General features: G+C 68.6%; 19 protein-coding genes. 3 read left to right on the forward strand and 16 right to left on the reverse strand.

From position 1 onward, the window contains the following. Nucleotides 1–93 precede the first annotated feature (93 nt). The 5 genes from ACFFDA_RS01130 to ACFFDA_RS01150 form a co-directional block, all read right to left on the reverse strand. Complete coding sequence (locus tag ACFFDA_RS01130; RefSeq protein ID WP_404477749.1) at nucleotides 94–291, reverse strand: hypothetical protein; 198 nt, start codon at nucleotides 289–291, stop codon at nucleotides 94–96. Between the two features lie 2 nt (nucleotides 292–293). Then, nucleotides 294–1,049, reverse strand: a complete 756-nt coding sequence (locus ACFFDA_RS01135) for an AcvB/VirJ family lysyl-phosphatidylglycerol hydrolase (protein WP_404477750.1) — start codon at nucleotides 1,047–1,049, stop codon at nucleotides 294–296. Beyond that, a complete protein-coding gene (mprF, locus tag ACFFDA_RS01140) occupies nucleotides 1,046–3,685 on the reverse strand; it encodes a bifunctional lysylphosphatidylglycerol flippase/synthetase MprF (protein ID WP_404477751.1) in 2,640 nt (879 codons plus the stop codon). Before mprF ends, ACFFDA_RS01135 begins: the two co-directional genes overlap by 4 nt. Continuing rightward, nucleotides 3,682–4,128, reverse strand: a complete 447-nt coding sequence (locus ACFFDA_RS01145; protein ID WP_404477752.1) for a DUF2147 domain-containing protein — start codon at nucleotides 4,126–4,128, stop codon at nucleotides 3,682–3,684. Before ACFFDA_RS01145 ends, mprF begins: the two co-directional genes overlap by 4 nt. Before the next feature lie 124 nt (nucleotides 4,129–4,252). After that, on the reverse strand, nucleotides 4,253–4,618 hold the full coding sequence (locus tag ACFFDA_RS01150) for a hypothetical protein (RefSeq protein ID WP_404477753.1): 366 nt from the start codon (nucleotides 4,616–4,618) through the stop codon (nucleotides 4,253–4,255). 155 nt (nucleotides 4,619–4,773) lie between these two features. On the opposite strand from ACFFDA_RS01150, the gene ACFFDA_RS01155 reads away from it, so the two are divergent. After that, on the forward strand, nucleotides 4,774–5,463 hold the full coding sequence (locus ACFFDA_RS01155) for a winged helix-turn-helix domain-containing protein (protein WP_404477754.1): 690 nt from the start codon (nucleotides 4,774–4,776) through the stop codon (nucleotides 5,461–5,463). Then, entirely contained in the window at nucleotides 5,460–6,815 is a 1,356-nt protein-coding gene (locus tag ACFFDA_RS01160; protein WP_404477756.1) for a sensor histidine kinase, read from the forward strand. Before ACFFDA_RS01155 ends, ACFFDA_RS01160 begins: the two co-directional genes overlap by 4 nt. Before the next feature lie 3 nt (nucleotides 6,816–6,818). On the opposite strand, the gene ACFFDA_RS01165 is transcribed toward ACFFDA_RS01160, so the two are convergent. The 3 genes from ACFFDA_RS01165 to ACFFDA_RS01175 all read right to left on the reverse strand — a co-directional run bounded on the left by ACFFDA_RS01165 (nucleotide 6,819) and on the right by ACFFDA_RS01175 (nucleotide 9,013). Then, a complete protein-coding gene (locus tag ACFFDA_RS01165) occupies nucleotides 6,819–7,313 on the reverse strand; it encodes a hypothetical protein (protein WP_404477757.1) in 495 nt (164 codons plus the stop codon). Between the two features lie 14 nt (nucleotides 7,314–7,327). Then, the gene (locus ACFFDA_RS01170; protein WP_404477758.1) at nucleotides 7,328–8,119 is read right to left on the reverse strand and encodes an SDR family NAD(P)-dependent oxidoreductase; all 792 of its coding nucleotides are present in this window, start codon (nucleotides 8,117–8,119) and stop codon (nucleotides 7,328–7,330) included. 66 nt (nucleotides 8,120–8,185) lie between these two features. Next, nucleotides 8,186–9,013, reverse strand: a complete 828-nt coding sequence (locus tag ACFFDA_RS01175) for an alpha/beta fold hydrolase (protein WP_404477759.1) — start codon at nucleotides 9,011–9,013, stop codon at nucleotides 8,186–8,188. A 127-nt stretch (nucleotides 9,014–9,140) separates the two neighbouring features. Here ACFFDA_RS01175 and ACFFDA_RS01180 point away from each other — a divergent pair, with 127 nt between their 5' ends. Beyond that, nucleotides 9,141–10,127: a GlxA family transcriptional regulator gene (locus ACFFDA_RS01180; RefSeq protein WP_404477760.1), complete on the forward strand. Its 987-nt coding sequence runs from the start codon at nucleotides 9,141–9,143 to the stop codon at nucleotides 10,125–10,127. 66 nt (nucleotides 10,128–10,193) lie between these two features. Here the strand turns inward: ACFFDA_RS01180 and ACFFDA_RS01185 are convergent, their stop codons facing one another. The 8 genes from ACFFDA_RS01185 to ureE all read right to left on the reverse strand — a co-directional run bounded on the left by ACFFDA_RS01185 (nucleotide 10,194) and on the right by ureE (nucleotide 18,961). Further along, the gene (locus ACFFDA_RS01185; protein WP_404477761.1) at nucleotides 10,194–11,780 is read right to left on the reverse strand and encodes an ATP-binding protein; all 1,587 of its coding nucleotides are present in this window, start codon (nucleotides 11,778–11,780) and stop codon (nucleotides 10,194–10,196) included. Continuing rightward, entirely contained in the window at nucleotides 11,777–12,487 is a 711-nt protein-coding gene (locus ACFFDA_RS01190; protein ID WP_404477762.1) for a response regulator transcription factor, read from the reverse strand. The genes ACFFDA_RS01185 and ACFFDA_RS01190 overlap by 4 nt, the downstream gene beginning before the upstream one ends. An 80-nt stretch (nucleotides 12,488–12,567) precedes the next feature. Further along, nucleotides 12,568–13,440 (reverse strand): response regulator, encoded by an 873-nt coding sequence (locus tag ACFFDA_RS01195; RefSeq protein WP_404477763.1) that lies wholly within the window; start codon nucleotides 13,438–13,440, stop codon nucleotides 12,568–12,570. Continuing rightward, a complete protein-coding gene (locus tag ACFFDA_RS01200) occupies nucleotides 13,437–16,550 on the reverse strand; it encodes an ATP-binding protein (protein WP_404477764.1) in 3,114 nt (1,037 codons plus the stop codon). Before ACFFDA_RS01200 ends, ACFFDA_RS01195 begins: the two co-directional genes overlap by 4 nt. 42 nt (nucleotides 16,551–16,592) lie before the next feature. Continuing rightward, nucleotides 16,593–17,156: a HupE/UreJ family protein gene (locus ACFFDA_RS01205; protein ID WP_404477765.1), complete on the reverse strand. Its 564-nt coding sequence runs from the start codon at nucleotides 17,154–17,156 to the stop codon at nucleotides 16,593–16,595. Next, complete coding sequence (gene ureG / locus ACFFDA_RS01210) at nucleotides 17,153–17,788, reverse strand: urease accessory protein UreG (RefSeq protein ID WP_404477766.1); 636 nt, start codon at nucleotides 17,786–17,788, stop codon at nucleotides 17,153–17,155. The genes ACFFDA_RS01205 and ureG overlap by 4 nt, the downstream gene beginning before the upstream one ends. Further along, the gene (locus ACFFDA_RS01215) at nucleotides 17,785–18,504 is read right to left on the reverse strand and encodes an urease accessory protein UreF (protein ID WP_404477767.1); all 720 of its coding nucleotides are present in this window, start codon (nucleotides 18,502–18,504) and stop codon (nucleotides 17,785–17,787) included. Before ACFFDA_RS01215 ends, ureG begins: the two co-directional genes overlap by 4 nt. Continuing rightward, complete coding sequence (gene ureE, locus ACFFDA_RS01220) at nucleotides 18,473–18,961, reverse strand: urease accessory protein UreE (RefSeq protein WP_404477768.1); 489 nt, start codon at nucleotides 18,959–18,961, stop codon at nucleotides 18,473–18,475. Before ureE ends, ACFFDA_RS01215 begins: the two co-directional genes overlap by 32 nt. Nucleotides 18,962–18,966: the final 5 nt, after the last annotated feature.

Here is an 18,966-nt window from a genome sequence, read left to right on the forward strand (position 1 = left end):
GCCTTGCGGGATGAGGGCGACCTGAGCGCAGTCTTAAATTTTCGTCATGTTAGGCGGCTGGTCGTAATCGTACCGGCGCGGCAGGCCATCCCCTCACCCCATCATGCCCGACCGGAACCAGCGCCGCAGCGACGGAAGCCGGCGCAGTTCACAGCCGCAGACCCGGCAGCGGCACATCTGGACGCCCGATGCATCGACCGTGAACTTGGCCGCCGCGACATGGCGTTCGGCGCGGCAGTCGGCAAGGCTGCCGGTGGCGCGTCTGCCGGGGTTTGCAGGTTCGCTCGCCATGGTCAGATTCCTGCTTTGGGCACGGCGGCGCGCAGCGCCGCAAAGGTTGTCGTAATGAGGCGCGCGGGGTCGCGGTTGAGGTAGTGGTTGCCGGCCAGGCCGATCACGCGCGTCGGCGTGCCGCGCAGCGCGGGACACAGGCTGCCATGCTCCTGAAGCCCGTAGACGCAGATCACCGGGGCCCAATCAAGCCCGCGCATGGCCCGCAGGGGCTTCGCATCGGGAGTGCCGAGATAGGCCAAGCCGCTGGGGTCGGCGCGGAAGAAGACGTCCTGCGCCGGCACCGTCAGGTCGATCGCCGCGACCCGTGCGCGCAAGGCGGGCGACAGGTCGGGCGCGGTGGTGGCGAGAATATCGGCGCCGTAGGACTGTCCCATCAGCAGCACCCGCTGCGCACCGCTGCGGGCGAGCGCCAGGCGGATCGCGCCCGCAACCACCGCATCGGCTTCGGCCCGAGTACGGTGCGCGGCGAAGACCACCGGCGAACTCACACCGACGACGGGTATCCCCCGTTCGGCGATCGCCTCGGCGACGTCCGCCCCCATCCCGAAGTGAAAGCCCATGTCGCCCGAAAGGAACACCGCGGCGAGTTTCGGTCGCCCCGGCGCCTGTACGCCGCCAGCGGGGAAAAAGTGGATCGGTTCGGCGCCGAGCAAGTGCAGCGCCGGGGCGTTGATCGCCGCGAGCGCCAGTACCACGAGCAGCAGGAAGCCCCGCAACAGATTGCGCCGTAGCGGGCGGGATGGGCGATGTGTCATGCCGTGTGCATCCGTTCCATGGACCAAGCGCGGGGCGCTTCCGGTTCGGACCGATGCGGCAGGGCCGGAGCGGCAGCAGGACCCGCGGCGATCAGGCGCGAAACGTCGTGCAGGCCCTGGATGAGGCCGATCCCATGCGGCCCCGCGACGTAGCGGGGCTCCCAGTGGGGCGCGAACTTCTCCTTGTAGCCGCGCAGGCCCCGGAAGCCGTAGAAGCTCTCGCCATGGCGGAACACCAGCGCGGCGGCCTTGGCCCAGGCCGGCGCGAGGTGGCGCCCCTCGATCCCCGACAGCGGCACCTGCCCCAGCGTGAAGCGGCGATATCCGCGCGCCTTGGCCCACAGCATCAGGTTGGCGAAGAGGAAATCCATCGTCCCCCGCGGCGCGTCGTCGCGATGGCGCATGAGGTCGACCGAAGCCTCGGCCTTGTCCTGCGTCAGCCACAGGTTCGCGAAGGCGACGATGCGCCCCTCCACCATGACCAGCGCCATGTCGAAGTTTCGCAAATAGTCGCGATCGAAGCTGCCCAGGCTGAAGCCCTTCTCGCGGTGGCCCTTGGCGGCCATCCACTCGCGCGAGACCGCTTCCAGTTCGTCGAGGATCACGGGAACGGCGGCGGCGGGGACGACGCGCAGGGTGGCGCCGGCCTTGGCCGCCACGCGTTCGGACTTGCGGACGCTGCGCAGCGTCGGCGTGCCCAGTTCGAATGCTTCGAGGTCGACCACGGCCTCTTCGCCGTACTTGACGATCTGAAGGCCCATGCCGATCGCCAGGTCGAGCACGGCGGGCGACACCTCGTAGAGCATCAGGCGCCCCTGCTGGCGGTGCGACAGGTCGCGGATCGCCCAGAGCAGTTCGCCCCACGACCCTTCCGCGCCCACCGGGTCACCCATGACGACCCAGCTCGATCCCTTGACCTGGTACATGACGAAAGCATCGCGCGCGTCCGAGACGAGGAAGCGCTTGTCCCCGGTAAGCGCCAGCATCGCCTCGGTCCGCCCGCTGGTGGCGAGGATCCCGCGGATCGTCGGACCCGCCTCCTCGACGCTCTCGCCGTGGGGGCGGGAGGCGGACGGCGCGAACATCCGCCACAAGGCGAAGCCGGCCAGGAACACCGCAGAGGCGAGCGCAGCGCGCAAGTAACGCGGGGCGTCGGCACGCAGGGCGAACTTCCACCACAAGTCGTCGTCGTAGGGGACGTGGCGATAGGCGAAGAGGCCAGCCCACAGGGCAACCGCCGAGACCATCGCGATGCCTGCCATCCACCCCGCCGTCAGCGGTGCTTCCAGGAGCGCGGTGCGGCGGTAGAAGGCGCCGCGAGTGAGCTGCAGCAGTCCGGCCAGCGCCAGGCAGGCCACCGCCTCCTCATAGTCGATGCCCTTGGTCAGCGAGAAGAACGCACCGGCGACCAGCAGCAGGCGGGTGGCCAGGCAGGCGCCATCGAGCCGGCGGTAGAGGCCGGGCGCCAGCAGCAGCAGCGCCGTGCCCACGAGGCTGGCGGCGATGTGGCTGGCCTCGATGAAGGGCAGCGGCAAGACGTCGGCCAGGAGGCCCATGCGCGCGTGGATCGCGGGCAGCGAGCCAGACAGGAGCAGCATCCCGCCGCCCAGGAACGCCGCCCCGCTCAGCAGCAGCGGCGAAAGGCTGGTGGCGAGCATCTGCATCCCGTCGACCAGCCTGGCGACGCGGCGGCTTCGTACCCCTTCGTGCCAGGCCAGCAGCAGTGCGGCGATGACCAGCGGCAGCAGGTAGTAGACAAGGCGGTAGGCGATGAGCGCGGCGAACAGCGTCGCCCGGTCACCACCTTCGTCGGGGACGACGGCCAGGACCACCGCCTCGAACACGCCGAGACCTCCAGGCACATGGCTGACCAAGGCGATGACGATGCCCAGTGCATAAGCAAGCACGAAGGCGGGAAGCTGGGCGGAATTGGCGGCGGGGAGCAACACGAACAGCGCTCCCGCCGCGCAGGACAGGTCGACGAAGCCGATGCCGGTCTGCGCCACGATGTCGCGCGGGCGGGGGATCGGCAGCCGGACGCCGAGAAGCGATAGCGGACTCTTCACACGCCCGGCAGCGACCGTCAGGCTCGCCATGAGCGCCAGCATCGCCGCCCCGGCAAGATGCGTGAGACCGGGGCCCAACACCAAGGCGCCCAGGTCCAGCCCGCCCGGATGGACCAGCATCGCCGCGCCCGCGACGGTGACGACCCCGGCCCAGAAATTGCCCGCCGCCAGCGCGACGACGCGCGCCACGTCGGGCCCGTCGAGGCCGGCCGCGACATAGATGCGATAGCGCGCCGAACCGCCGGTCAGCAAGGAAAGCCCGAGGTTGTGGCTCAGCGTATAGCTGGTGAAAGAGGCCAGCGCCGCGGTCCGCCAGGGCAGCGGCCGCCCGATGATCCGCAGCGCGAGGTAGTCGTAGAAGGTCAGCGCGAGATAGCTCCCGGTCGTGAAGGCCAGCGCCAGCGCGATCTGCATCGGGGTCAGCGCATGGACGGCGGCCCGGACCTGCGAATAGCGGATTTCCCGAGTCAGCGAATCGAGCGCGGCAAAGCCCAGCGCAATCACCGCGAGAACCACGCCTACCGTCACCAGCCGACGATGGCGCCCGAACAGGACGCGCAGGGCGTTCATGCCGGCACCTGCGCCACGCGGGTCCAGACCTGCGACTTGCACAGCAGCCCGCCCAGGATACAGCCCTTGACCTTCAGCCGGTCGGGCGAGACTTCGTCGATTTCCGAGTAGAAGCGTCGGCCCATGTCGGGAACGAACACGGTGCCCTGCCACACCCCCTTGCCGCGCAGGCGGTAGTCCTCCAGTAGTTCGGTGCCGACGAGGCGCGGCACGCTGGCGTCGCTCGCATCGGCCAGCGCCTGCCGGCTGGCCCAGACGATCCGGCCGCACAGCGTCGCGCCCGTGGCGTTCGCGCATGCATCGGTATGGACCACCAGGCTGTGCTTGGGGTTCATCCAGATTCCCAGCGCCCCGCCCGCCGGGCGCCCTTCGGCCGCGAGGCCCGGGGTTGCCCCGAGGGAGGCCAGCAGGCCGAGGATTGGGATCAGGAAGGCATAACGCATGGCAGGCTCCGTGGTATGGGCCCCGGTTAGTCGCCTGCGGATTGCAGGACCTTCGCTGCCAGATGAAAAATCGGCAATCTGGATGCGAGGTCCGGAAAACGCGTGTCCGGAGCCACGACTGGCCTCAGCTTCCGAGCGAATAGGTGATGACGAAGCACGCCATCGTCAGCATCAGCATCGCCGCGATGAAGGCGCCGTCGGCTACTCGCTCCAGCCAGTGCAGCCGGGTGAAGGACTGCACGCGCAAAGCGAAATAGGAACACAGAGTCGCCAACAGGAACGCCAGGGCGTCGGCGGAAAGAAGGTCGTCCGCAACCGTCTCGCCCCCGCGCACCACGATCGCGACGCGCAGCAGGCCGATCCCGGTCATGCACACGCCGACCATGGCCGAGGCGATCGGGCAGATGAGGCGGCAGGTCCCTTCGTCGAGCCTGGCGCGGCGGTGGTGGGGGCTGTCTTGCTGGCTATCGTGCACAGTGGGGGATTCCATCGTCGGGACCTTGCTGTCGGGCAGTTGGCACGGATACGATGGCGCGTCCCTCCTCCCGCTGGAGGAAAGATGATCGAAAGTTAATGTATTCCCCACGCCCCGCAATATGCGGCAAGGGTAGACACCGAAGTGCAATCACGGGGACGGCCAGCGGAATGAGCAACAAGATCCTGCTCGTCGAAGACGATGCGGCCACTGCCGAATTCATCGCCAAGGGGCTCGAGGAAGCCGGCTTCCTCGTCGACCGAGCGGCGAACGGGCGGGACGGCCTGTTCCTGGCGACCGACGGCGGCTACGGCTGCATCGTGCTCGATCGCATGTTGCCGGGGCTCGACGGCATGGCGGTGCTGGCCGCGCTGCGTGGGGCGGGCGTGGAAACGCCGGTCATCATCCTCTCCGCACTGGGCTCGCCCGAGGACCGCATCAAGGGCCTGACCAGCGGCTGCGACGACTACCTCGTCAAGCCTTTCACGTTCGCCGAACTGCTCGCCCGCATCCGGCTGCTGATCCGCCGCGGCGCTCCGTCCGCGCCGGGCCCGGACACGGTGCTGCGCTGCGACGACCTGGAAATGGACCTGCTGTCGCGCCGCGTGCGCCGGGGCGAGCGTGCAATCGAGCTGCAGCCGCGCGAATTCCGCCTGCTGGAATTCCTGTTGCGCCACGTCGACCAGGTCGTCACCCGCACGATGCTGCTCGAAGGCGTGTGGGACTATCATTTCGATCCCGGCACCAACGTCGTCGACGTGCATCTGAGCCGCCTGCGCAAGAAGATCGACGAGGGCGAGCTACGGCGCCTGCTGCACACCGTGCGTGGCGCCGGCTACCGGATCGGGCCCGAACCGTGATCTGGCGGTCCACTACGTTCCGCTTCGCAGCACTGGTCTTCCTGTTCCAGATCATCGCCGCTGCCGTGCTGCTGTTCGGGCCGGCCGTGCTGCTGCGCTCGCAGAACCACGCCGACGCCGTCGCGGTCGCCGAAACGATGCGCGACGACCTGCTGGACACCTACGGCAACGGCGGCCTGCCCGCCCTCACCCGCGCGGTCGAGATACGCGCCTCGCGCCGGGTCGAGCGTGCCGCCGTACTGCTGCTGGCCAGTCCCGCCGGCGCGCCGATAGGCGGCAACCTCGACCGGCTGCCTGCCGATCCGCCGCCGGGCTCCCCCTATACGCTGGTCAAGCTGAAGCGGTCGGGCCACGCCGAACCAGAGGCGATGCTGGTGCAGTCGATGCGACTGCCCGACGGCTCCGTCCTCGTCACTGGCACCGTCGTCGAGAGCGAGCGTCAGGTGCTCGACCTGCTCGAACGCACCAGCATGATCGCGCTGGGCCTGTCGGTGGTCTTCGCGGCGGCGGCGGCGTTCCTCTCGACCCGCTTCATCCTCGGCCGCCTCCAGGCCAGCGTCGCTACGCTCGGCGATGTGCGCGCCGGCAACCTGGCGCGCCGGGTGCCGCCCGACGACACCGGCGACGCCTTCGCGCTGCTCGGCAGCGAAGTGAACCAGGCGCTGGACCGCGTGGCTGCGCTCAACGACGAACTCAAGATCGCCACCGACACTCTCGCCCACGACCTGAAGTCCCCTCTCACCCGGATGCGCGCCGCACTCGACCGGGCAGCGCAACACGTCGAGGACCCGCTGGCTCAACCCTTCGTCGACCAGGCCCTGGCGGAAAGCGAACGCCTGCTGGCGATCATCGAGACCGCGCTGAGCATCACCCGAGCCGAGGCCGGCCTCGGCCGCGAGAGCTTCGTCCCTGCCGACCTCTCCGAACTGCTGGAAACCGTCGCGGAAATCTATTCGCCGCTGGTGGAGGACCAGGGGCGGGCCATCGTGGTCAAGGCGCCCGCCGCATTCGACATGCCCGTGCATCGCCAGCTTCTGGACCAGGCGATCGGCAACCTCGTCGACAATGCGCTCAAGTACGGCGCCGGGACCATAACCCTCTCGCTGGTCCCCGACGAAACGGGAGCTACCATATCGGTCGCCGACGAGGGGTCCGGCATCGCGCCCGGCCAGCGCGAGCAGGCCATGCGCCGGTTCAGCCGCCTCGACGAAGCGCGAGGCGGCTGGGGGGCGGGGCTCGGGCTCTCGCTCGTGCAGGCGGTCGCGCACCTCCATGCCGGCACGGTCGAACTGCGCGACGCCGGACCGGGGCTGGATGTCACGATCCGCCTTCGCGGTGCGGTTCGCCACTGAGGTTCACACGATGGCGGGGCGTCCTGCCCGGCGAAACAGCGCCGTCCCGAGCGCGAGGTTGCCGAGCAGGACCAGCCCTTGCGCGGCAAGGAAAGGCGGCTCGGTGCCGCTGGGGGCAAGGGCATGGAGCGCTGGCAGCTTCTGGAACGCCTGGACCACCAGCACGAACATGTTGAGCCACAGCGAGGCCGTCGCCGCGATGGCGAAGACGCGCGGGGCGCGGCTCCCCATCGCACGGGTATGGCGTGCGGCGAGGCTGGCGGCAAGGACCACGCTGGTCACGATCCCGGTGGCGAAAGCCGGGGTCACCCCGATGAAGGGGAACAGGAACCCCGTCAGCACCGTCGCGACGGTGGTCCAGATGAACAGCGGCAGGAGCACTCCCGCCGGTTTCCCCGCCGCGAGCCGGGGAAGCGCGACGAGGCCGCTGGCGATCGCGATCAGGCTGATCGCGACGTGCAGGACGACGAACTGGGGAATGGTGAGGCCGAGGATCATGGCACGACCTCCTGTCAGGCCACGGCCGCCGCGCCGTAGCGCGACGCGGCATGGGCATGCGAAAGGTTGGGTCGCAACGCACTACGGGCGGCGACGTAGGCTTCGTAGTCGGCCATGTCCGGCAGGGCTGGGATCGTCACGGTCTCGCCCAGGTCGAGCCCGGCGAGCGCGGCATCGACCATTTCGTCGACGTGCATGACCATCTCGGGCGGCAGGCCGGCAAGCGCCTCCTCCGTCCAGATCGCCGTGCGGGTGATGCCGGGCAGCACCGCCTGGACGCGCACGCCCTTGGGCCCAAGCTCGGCGTGCAGGGCCTCGGAGAAGGCCAGCACGAAGGCCTTGGTGGCCGGATAGACCGAAGTGAACCCTTCCGGCATCAGTGCCGTCACGGAGGTGACGTTGATGATCGTACCCGCGCCGGCTTCGGCCAGGTGCGGCGCGATCGCGGCGGAGAGGCGGGTCACGGCGCGCACGTTGAGGTCGATCATCCCCGAGAGATAGTCGGGATCGGCCGCTAGAATCGGGCCTTCGTTGGCGATGCCGGCATTGTTGACGAGGCCGGTGATCGTCCGGTCCTCGCGCAGCCGCGCCTCGATTCCAGCGAGGGCCCGGGCGTCGGCCAGGTCCGCGCCGATCACTTCGACCGAAACCCCGGTTTCTGCGGAAAGGGTCGCGGCAAGGTCGGCGAGCCGGTCGACCCGGCGGGCCACGAGGATCAGGTCGTGCCCGCGACGGGCGAGGCGGTCGGCGTAGACGGCACCGATGCCGTCCGAGGCGCCGGTGACGAGGAAGGTCTGCTGGGTCATGGGAAATCTCCTTGGTTTGCTGGTAGCGGAGATTCTGGCGGCGAAGGCACCGCCGCCAGAATGCCTTCAATCGCGGATGAAAGCGAGAAGATCGGCGTTGAAGCGATCCTGATGGGTCATGGTAAGGCCATGGTCGGCACCTTCGTAGACGACGAGCCGGGCGTCCTTGACGATCTTGACGGTTTCGCGCGCCGATGCGCCGATCGGCACGATCTGGTCGTCGTCGCCGTGCAGCACGAGCGTGGGCACGTCGAACTTCGCCAGATCGTCGTGGAAGTCGCTTTCGGAGAAGGCGCGGATCGAATCGAGCTGTCCCTTGAGGCCGCCCATCATCCCCTCGCGCCAGAACTCCTGGCGGATGCCTTCCGAAACTTGCGCACCTTCGCGGTTGTAGCCGTAGAAGGGGATGGTGAGGTCGAGGAAGAACTGGCTGCGGTTGTCGTACGTGCCCTTGCGGATCGCGTCGAAGGCGTCGATCGGCAGGCCTCCGGGGTTCGCTTCGGTCTTCAGCATCAGCGGGGGCACCGCGCCGATCAGCGCGACCTTGGCGACACGCCGCGTGCCGTGGCGGCCGACGTAGCGGGTCACCTCGCCGCCGCCGGTGGAATGGCCGACGAGCACCGCGTCGTGCAGGTCGAGCGCCTCGATCAGTTCGGCGAGATCGTCGGCGTACTGGTCCATGGTGTTGTTCGCCCAGACCTGGTCGGACCGGCCGTGGCTGCGGCGGTCGTGGGCGATGGTGCGAAAGCCTTGAGCGGCGACGAACTGCATCTGCGCGTCCCAGGCATCGGCGCTCAGTGGCCAGCCATGCGAAAAGACGATCGGCTGGGCGTCCTTGTCACCCCAGTCCTTGTAGAAGATGCGGGTGCCGTCCTCGGTGGTGATGGTGTTCATTGTCTGTCTCCTGTCCTGAAGAGGGCCTTTCCGCCCGGTGAAACAGAAGTTACGCTGCCTCTCGGCACGGCAGGATTGGCGGTTCCGACATAAGCCGGGCCAAAACTGACAAACGAGGATCTGGCATATGGCGAGCGCTCATACGGGTGGCGAGGTGGGTCTGGTTCTCTATCCGGGCTGCCAGATGGCCATGGTTCACGGCATCACCGACCTGTTCGCCATCGCCTCGATGTTCTCGGCCGCCCGGGGCGGTCCGCCGATCCGGGTCAGCCACTGGACAATGGATGCCCAGAGCCGCCTGGGGCGCAGCCACGACACCGCTCCCGGCGAGCCGGGCGAACCGGCGATCATCATCGCCCCCGGACGTCTCACCGGCCCGCCCGACGCCGAGGAGGCCGCGCCCTACGCCCGCTGGCTGCTCAACCGCCATGCCGGCGGCGCGGTCCTGGCATCGACGTGCGGCGGGGCCTTCCTGCTCGCGTCGACCGGGTTGCTGGCGGGCCGTCCGGCAACCACGCACTGGGCCTTCGCGGAAGCCTTCCGCGCGCGTTTCCCCGAGGTGCTGGTGGACCCCGACCGCATGGTGATCGAGGACGGCGACATCATTACAGCCGGCGGGCTGATGGCCTGGACCGACCTCGGCGTGCGGCTGGTCGACCGGCTGCTCGGCCCCACGGTGATGATCGAGACCGCCAAGTTCCTGCTCATCGACCCGACGGGACGCGAACAGCGCCACTACAGCAGCTTCGCCCCGCGCCTCACCCATGGTGATGAGACGATCCTCAAAGTCCAGCACTGGCTCCAGGCGCGTTCGGGCCGGCCCACCAGCGTCGTCGACATGGCCCAGGAGGCCCGGCTGGAGGAGCGCACGTTCTTGCGCCGGTTCAAGGCGGCGACGGGGCTGAAGCCGATCGAATATGTCCAGCACCTGCGGATCGGCAAGGCCCGCGAACTGCTGGAGTTCACCCGCCGCCCGGTCGACCAGATCGCCTGGAGCATAGGCTACGAGGATGCCTCCGCCTTCCGCCGGGTATTCCACCGCATCCTCGGCCTATCGCCGGGCGAATACCGCAGCCGCTTCTCGACCGGCGCGGACATGGCAGTGGCAGCCTAGGCCCCCCCGTGCCGGATTCCTCTCCGTCGCGAAGCGATGGGGAGGCGTGAAGGATGTGCTGACGGTTCAGTAGACCTGCGGGTCGGACCGGAGGCATAGGATGCGAAAGTGAGCGCCCTCGGCCGACGGCACCAGTTCCAGCCCGCCCCCGTAGGCATCCAGCAGCGAGCGTGCGATGGCGAGGCCCAGGCCTGTGCCGCCCTGCTCGCGCTTGCTGGTGAAAAACGGATCGAACACCCGCTCCCTGTCGCCTTCCGGAATGCCCGGGCCGTCGTCGACGAGATCGATACGGACCCTGTCCGCCTCCGTCGCCAGAGCCACGCCCAGGCGGCTCGCACCGGCCTGCCGGGCATTCTCGGCCAGCGTGGTCAGCACTGCCTCCAGCGCCCCGGCATCCATCGAGATGGCAGCCGACGACTCGGGCAGGCGCAGGTCGATCCGGAAGTCCTCCTTGGCCATGGCATCGGCAACGGCGGCCAGCACCGCTTCGGGCTGCGCGGTGGCATCGCGCTCACCGACCAGCACGTCGGCCCGCGCCAGTTCCATCAGCCGTCGCACGAGTTGCGAAAGCCGCCGGGCGTCGGCGGCCATGTTCGCCAGGAAACGCTCGCGGTCTGCCGGGGACATGTCGTCGGCATGGTCCTGCAGCAATTCGATTGCGCCGGAGATAGCTGCCAGCGGAGTCTTGAACTCGTGGCTGACCGAGGCTGCGAAGTCCTTGAGGTAGCGGGACCGCTTCTCGATGCTGTCGGCCATCTGCTCGAAGTCGCGGAACAGCGCCCTGACCTCGACCACCTGCAGCGAGGGCTGGCGCGCCGCGACCCGACGGCCGGACGCCAGCTCGCGCGTCGCCTGGCTCAGCCGCTCGACCGGACGGACGATCGCGCGCGACAGCACCGCGGTCACCATCACCAGCATCGCGAGGATCAAGGCCGCTCCCAGCGCGATCTTGCCGCGATCCTCGTAGATGCCCAAAAACAGCGCACGCGGGGACCGCGATACCAGCAGCACGCCCACCACCTTGCCGTCGACGATGATCGGGCGGGCGTGGTGCAGGCGGATGTTGGCCGCCCGGCTCAGCCATTCCAGGGCATGACGGTTCCTGTAGCCCTCGTTCTCGCGCAGCACCGTCATGGCGCTTCCTTCCAGGGCCGCGCGTACCTCCGGCAGGCTGGCGAGGCTGCCGCCCGCTTCCCGGCCGTTCAAGAGCACGCCCCGCCGATCGAGCATGAGGATCGATGCGAGCGTGGTCACCTTGGTTTCGCGGAACGCCGGCATCATCCGAGAGGCCAGGGCAAGGGCCGCGCTGTCCGCCTTTCGGCGCGTCTTGGCCGCATGGGGCCGCGGCGGCAGGATCGGGGACGACCGCAAGTCCACTTCGGTCGCGCGATCATGGTAGCGCTCCGGGTCCGAAGATAGCGCCGGCTGCATCGGAATCCCCCTCGATACGATCGCCGCGCTGGCTGCGAGCGCCGCGCCCTGGGCGACGAGTTCCGCCTCGGTCCGGCGCACCAGGGCATTTTCGTAGACGCGCAGGAAGATCGCGCCGAAGGCCGGCAGGGCGGCGCAGAACAGCAGCGTGCCGAGCAAGATCGTGCGCAGCCGCAGAACCGGCCAGTGGCCGCCGATCCACGCCTTCAGACGCGCGATCATGCCGAAGAGGACACCCCGGCGCACTCTCCCAGCCGATATCCGATCCCGGCCCGGGTCTCGATCACGTCGGTGCCACCGACGTCGGCGAACTTGCGGCGCAGGTTCCGCACGTGGCTGTCGACGGTCCGGTCCGTCAGCGCGAAGCCGGGCCCGCGGAAACGGTCGATGATCTGGTCGCGCGAGAAGATGCGCGAGGGCGCTTCCAGCAATGTGCGCAGGATGGTGAATTCAGTCGCCGTCAGGCCGATGTCCCTGCCTTCCCACTGCGCCGTCCAGCTTTCGGTGTCGAGGCTCAGCAGGCCCTGCCGCATCACCGAAACGATCGCGCCCTGCAGCGGGCGACCTGCCGTACGGCGCAGGATCGCCATGGACCGCGCCACCACCTCGCGCGGGGAGAAGGGCTTTACCACGTAGTCGTCGCCGCCCAGTTCGATGCCGAGCACCCGGTCGATCTCGTCATCGCGCGAGGACAGGAAAAAGATAGGCACCTCGTTGCCCGCCCGTAGGCGGCGGCACACTTCCAGCCCGTCCATGCGCGGCATGTTGATGTCGAGGATGACGAGGTCGGGGGAATGGCGCTCCACCTGGACCAGCGCTTCCTCGCCATCGGCCGCCTCGATCGTGTCGAGACCCGCCTTGCCGAAGGCGAAGACGAGGAGCTGGCGGATGTGGGGATCGTCGTCGACGATCAGGATCGTACTGGGCATGGGGGCATAGGATCATCTCCCCGGTCGCTCCTGTCAACGTGGCCAGCGATCCCTCCCCCGCGGGAGACGGATCGCGCCGGTCAGGGGGCGTAGAGCGCCCGGGTCGCCACCGCCGCCGCGGAGGCCCGGTTCTCGACCCCGATCTTGATGAAGATCTGCTCCAGGTGCTTGTTCACGGTGCGCGCCGAGATGTTGAGGATATCGCTCATGTCCTTGTTGGATTTGCCGCGCGCGGTCCACAGCAGGACGTCGGCCTCGCGCGGGGTGAGCGTGAAATGGCGGCGCAGGACTTCAGCCTCGCTGCCTTCGCTCGAGGCGGCGATGCGGAACAATGCCTCGCCCGCACCGGCCTGCCCCAGCGGGGTCACCAGATAGCGGTCGCCCGCCTGGCCCAGCGTGATTGCCGCAGCCTCGCGCGCACCGTCCGCGAGCCAGTCGTCGAAGGCCCGCCGGCTTTCGGGTGTCATCGCAGACAGCAGTTCGTGCGCCGGCGGCGTCGTCCAGGCGATCCTGCCGCGGGCGTCGCAAGTGAACAGGCGCGCGCCCACGCTTTCCAGTCCGGTCAGGGCGCTGCGGGCCTTGCGGGCATTGTCGAGGTGCACGCGAATCCGCGCACTCAGTTCGTCCAACACCAGTGGCTTGGTGATGTAGTCCACCCCGCCCGCGCCGAGGCCCATGACGACGTGGTCGGTATCGCTCAGCCCGGTCATGAAGATCACCGGCGCACCCGCCGCGCGGGGATCGGCCTTGAGGCGGCGGCAGGTCTCGAAGCCGTCGAGACCGGGCATGACCGCGTCGAGCAGGATGAGGTCCGGCACCGTGCCTTCCAGCAGCGCCAACGCCTCCAGGCCGTCCGCGGCGAGCACCGGCTCGCTGCCCTGCGCGCGCAGGAATGCCGCCAGCATGGCACGGGTATCGCCGTCGTCGTCCACGACCAGGATCGTCGCGTTCATTCGCCCACCCTTTCCGCGGGCGCCGGTTCGAGGTCTAGCAGGACGCCGATGCGATCGAGCAGGACGTCGATCTCGTAAGGCTTGGTCAGGTAGTCGTCGTGGGGGTCGTCGGAGCGGCGGGCGCGCTGGAAATCGTGGACATTGGCCGAGACCATCAGGATCGGGGTGTCCGCGTCCAGCGCCCGGATCGCGCGGGCGGCTTCCCAGCCGTCCATGCCGGGCATGGCGATGTCCATCATCACGAGGTCGGGCCGCCCCTGCACGAACGCCTCGACGCCGGCCCGGCCATTGTCGGCGAACCGGACCTCGAACCCTAGCGGGACCAGCAGGTCGCGGACCAGTTCGAGGTGGACCGGGTCGTCGTCCACCACGAGCAGGCTGCGGCTCTGCCCGGCGAAAGCGGGCGCCGCGATCGCGACCTCGTCGGGCGGCGGCGCTTCGGAAAAGAACATCTTGACCTTGAAGGTGCTGCCCATGCCCGGCCGACTGCTGACCGTGAGCTGCCCGCCCATCACGTCGACCAGCATCCGGGTGATCGTCAGCCCGAGCCCCACGCCCTTCTGCCCGCGCACCGTGCCGATCCGCTCGAAGGGCTCGAAGATACGGTCGAGCGCGGCCTCCTCGATGCCGACGCCGGTATCCACCACCTCGAACTCGGCCACCGGGTCACGCCAGTAGACGTGCAGCGCCGCCGTGCCGGCGGGAGTATACTTTATCGCGTTGGAGATGAGGTTGATGAGCACCTGGCGCAGACGCTTCTGGTCGGTGTAGATCCAGGTCGGGAGATGGCCGGGGCGGCTGTGCTCGAACTGGATACCGCGCGCCGCCGCCTGGATTCGGAACATGTCGACGATCTGGGTGAGCAGGTCGGTCAGGTTGACCCGCTCGCGCGCGATGCGCACCGATCCGTTCTCGATCCGCGAAACGTCGACGAGGCCGTCGACGAGATCGGCGAGGTGAGTGGAACTGCGCCGGATCACGCGTACCGCATCGGCCACCGGCGCGCTCTGGCCAGAGCGTTCGAGAAGCTGCGCGTAGCCCGATATCGCATTGAGCGGCGAGCGGATCTCGTGGCTCATGCCGATGATGTAGCGGCTCTTGGCGATGTTGGCCGCTTCGGCGGCGTTCTTGGCGCGCTGGAGTTCGGCATCGGTCAGGGCATGGGCGGCGATCTCCTTCATCAGCGAGACGGTCTGGCGCTCGGTCTCCTGCTCGGCCGCGCGCTGGCTCTCGCGCGAGAGGGTGAAATACCAGGCGCCGAAGCCCGCGATGGCGGTGAAGCCGACGAAGACCGTGCGCAGGACGCTGGCCAACGCGTCGGCATCGTCGCCCGCCACGCTGCGCTGGTAGTAGATCAGCAGCAGCACCAGTCCGCCGATCCCCAGGCACACGCAATAGGCCAGGAGGAAACGCAGGACGCGGGCGTAGACTTCGTCCGCCAGCTTCGATGGCAGATATCGCCGCGCGGCCGGGATCAGCCCCTCTATCGACTGAGGGCGTTCCTTGCATGCATCGTGGCAGCGCGCTTCCAGCGTGCAGCACAGCGAGCAGATGGCGCCATCATAGACCGGGCAGAGCGCCATGTCGGGCGCCTCGAAACGGTTCTCGCAGACCTTGCAGGTGCACTCGCCCGGCGCGAAGGTGTCGCGGGGGCGGGCTAGATAATAGCGCCCGCCGGTGGCCTTGGCGATCAGCGGCGACAGGGCGAAGGAGACGGCCAGCCCGATCACCGGGGAGAGCATCTGCGGCACCTCGCCGAACAGCCCGGCGAAGCACAGGGTCGAGCACAGGATCGAGATCGCCATGGCCCCGACGCCGACGGGATTGAGATCGTGGAGGTAGGCGCGGCGAAACTCGATGCCGGGTGGGGAGAGCCCCAGCGGCTTGTTTATCATGAGATCGGCAATCACCGCGCCGAACCACGCCACTGCGAAGTTGGAATAGAGCGTAAGCACCCGCTCCACCACGGTCTGGATGCCGCCCTGCATCAGCATGAGCGCGATCAGGGTATTGAACACCAGCCATACCACGCGCCCCGGATGGCGGTGGGTCAGGCGCGAGAAGAAGTTCGAGGACGCGATCGATCCGGCATAGGCGTTGGTGACGTTGATCTTGATCTGGCACAGCGCCACGAACACGATGGTCAGCACGATCGCCCCGGTCCGGTCCGCCACGAGGCCACCGAACGAGAGAAAATAGAGCATCGCCGGATTGCCCGCGTCGTCCGCGCCGAGGCCTTTGGATAGCGCCACCACCGCCAGGAACGAGCCGATCGCGATCTTGCCGGCGCCGATCACGATCCAGCCCGGGCCGGTCGCCAGCAGCGCCGACCACCAGCGCCACTTGCCGATGGTCTCGCGCTCGGGGAGGAAGCGCAGGTAGTCCACCTGCTCGCCGATCTGGGGCAGAAGCGAGAGGAATACCGCCAGCGCCACCGCGAAACTCGCCAGCGGGCGGGCCTGCTCGGCGCCCTGGAAGCCGGTCCACAGGGCAAGCCCTTCGGGACCCTGCGCGGCGAGGAACAGGATCGGCGTGATCTGCAGTACCAACCAGAGCGGCTGCGTCCAGTTCTGCCACTGGCTGATGCGCCGGAACCCGTAGGCGACGATCGGGATCACCACCATCGCACTGATGAGGTGGCCGATCGGCAGCGGGATGCCGAAGCTCAGCTCCAGCGCGGCCGAGAGGATCACCGCCTCGATCGAGAACAGGATGAAGGTGAACGAGGCATAGACCGCCGAAGTGATCGTCGAGCCCAGATAGCCGAAGCCCGAGCCGCGCGTCAGCAGGTCCATGTCGACGCCGTAGCGTGCGCCATAGTAGCAGATCGGTACGCCGGAGATCAGGAAGATCGCGGAGGCCACCGCCAACGCCCAGGCCATGCTCTCGAAGCCGTAACCGATGGTGACGGTGGCGCCCAGCGCTTCGCAGGCGAGGAAGGCGATCGAACCCAGCGCGGTATTGGCGACCCAGCCCGGCGACCAGACCCGCGCCTTCGTCGCCGTGAAGCGCAGCGCATAGTCCTCCAGCGTCTGGTCGTTGACCCACTGGTTGTAGCGCCGGCGTGTGCCGACGATGACCTGGCGCTTGATGGCGACGTCGGACGTCATGCCTGGATCAGTCGCCGTCTTCGTCAACCTGACTCAACCCCCTCAAGACAATCCCGCCAGCAAAAGGCCCAGGCCCGCGCTTCCGGCCCCGATGCCCCGCAGCGCCGATACCGGCAGCACTCGCGCCAGAGCGTAGCCGCCCACGTGGAGGACCGCGCTCGATGCGAGGAAACCGGCCGCGAACAGCGCCGGCGCCGCGCCCTCGGGTGTCTCGATGCCATGGGCAGCGCCGTGCGCATAGCCGAATACCGCAATTGCGAACATCGCCAGTGGAAGTGGAGCACGAACCCACAGCGCCGTAGCCGTCCCCAGCGCGACCAGCGAGGCGAGGATGCCCGCCTCCGCGAACGTGACGGGAAGCCAGGTGCACGTTGCAAAGCCCGCGAGCAGCGCGGCGAGGAACGTTGCCGGCAACACCCAGCCCGAACGCCTGACGAAGACCGCCGCACCGAGCCCGACCAGCAGCATGGCCGCGAGATGGTCCGCCCCGGTCAGCGGATGCAGGAGGCCGGCGGCGAAGGACGTGTCGCCGTGGCCGGGATGGGCCGAGGCAAGGCCTGGCACAAAAGCGGCGGCGAATGCGAAGAGTGCGGCGATACGCTTCATGCGGCGATCCTTTCGGGCAGGCCCCCGGCCTTGACGATGAATGTGGCGATCTCCTCCAGTCCGTGCCCCGCGCGGATATTGGCGAAGACGAAAGGCCGTGTCCCGCGCATCTTCCTCGAATCCCGATCCATCACCTCGAGGCTGGCGCCTACCATCGGCGCGAGATCGATCTTGTTGATGACCAGAAGGTCCGAGCGGGTGATGCCCGGACCGCCCTTGCGCGGGATCTTGTCGCCCGCCGACACGTCGATGACGTAGATCGTGATGTCGGCCAGCTCCGGGCTGAACGTGGCGGCGAGGTTGTCGCCCCCGCTCTCGATCAGGATCAGGTCGAGGCCGGGGAAGCGCTTTTCCAGCAGTTCCACGGCGGAAAGGTTCATCGAGGCGTCCTCGCGGATCGCCGTGTGTGGGCAGCCCCCGGTCTCGACGCCGACGATGCGGTCGGGCGACAGCGAACCGGCGCGGGTGAGGAACTCGGCATCCTCGCGCGTGTAGATGTCGTTGGTGATCGCGGCGAGATCGTAGGCCTCTCGCAAATGCTTGCACAAGGCATCCATCAGTGCCGTCTTGCCCGACCCGACCGGGCCGCCGATGCCGACGCGCAGTGCGCCGTTCGTGGGTATAGCATTCATGTGCGGAATAGCCTCGTGTACTGGGTTTCGTGGGCCATGCAGCCGAGATCGGCGACGAGCGTGCATCCGCCCAGCGCCTCGAAGGGATCGCCATCGGGCAGCGCACAGGCGTCCTCCACCGCGCACAGGACCGCCGCGCGGCAATCGCGCAAGGTGAGCTGGCCGTCGGTCTGGCCGAGCGGCACCAGCCGCTGCGCCGCCGAGACGAGGTTGGACACCGCCCCGTGCAGCCATGCGGTCAGCGCGCGGGCGAGGTCGATATCGCGCCCGGCGAACAGGATCGCAGCCACGACGGGGTAGGCCGCCTCGACATCGCCCAGTGCCTCGACCTGCGGAGCGAACCGCTCGACGCCCGAGGCCGAGCGGGCGATGCGCACGAAGGCCGCGCCTTGCGCGGTGCTTTCCAGCCGCCGCTCGTGCCCGACCTGGCTGGCGAGCGCGAGGTCGGCGACTTCGGCCAGCGCCCGCTCGTCCCCTGCCCGCGCGGCGCGGAAGGCATAGGTGAACAGGACGAGGTCGTTGCGGATGGCGCCGTGCCCGATGAGCGCCAGGAGCCAGGCGCAGGTGCTGGCGCGGTCGGTGACGTGGCCTGCCTCCACTGCCCATTCAAGTCCGCCCGAGTGGGCGAAGGCGCCGATCGGCCAGGCCGGCGACATCCAGCTCATCAGGTCGAAGAGATCGGCGTCAGCCATGGGCGTGACCATGGTGATGGTCATGATCGTTGTCATGGTCATGGTGGCCGTGGCCGCCCGCGGAATAGGCCCCGCCTTCGGGGTCGAACGGCGCGATGACGTGGTGTACGTGGCCTCCGAGGCCCTCGACCATCCCGGCGATGACGTGGTCGTGGCGGATCAGCAGGCTTTGCCCGGCGAGCTGCGTCGGCAGGTGGCGGTTGCCCAGGTGCCAGGCGATGCGCACCAGTTGCGCGGTGGAGTGGGCATGGATTTCCAGCAGCGCCTCGCCCACCGCCTCGACCCGGACGCTGGCGCCGCTGTCGAGCCGCAGCGCGTCGCCGTCGCGCAGGTGGACGGCGCGCGGCATGTCGAGCAGGATCACCGCGCCCGCTTCGGTCGTGAAGACCATGCGGCGGCGGTTGCGCTGGTCGAAGTCGAGACGGACGGTGTCGGCCGCTTCGGCGGCGCCCCCCGGGATGATGGCGGTGATGCGCTGCATGGTCT

Source organism: Novosphingobium sp. BL-52-GroH (genome assembly GCF_044813085.1).
GTDB lineage: Bacteria > Pseudomonadota > Alphaproteobacteria > Sphingomonadales > Sphingomonadaceae > Novosphingobium.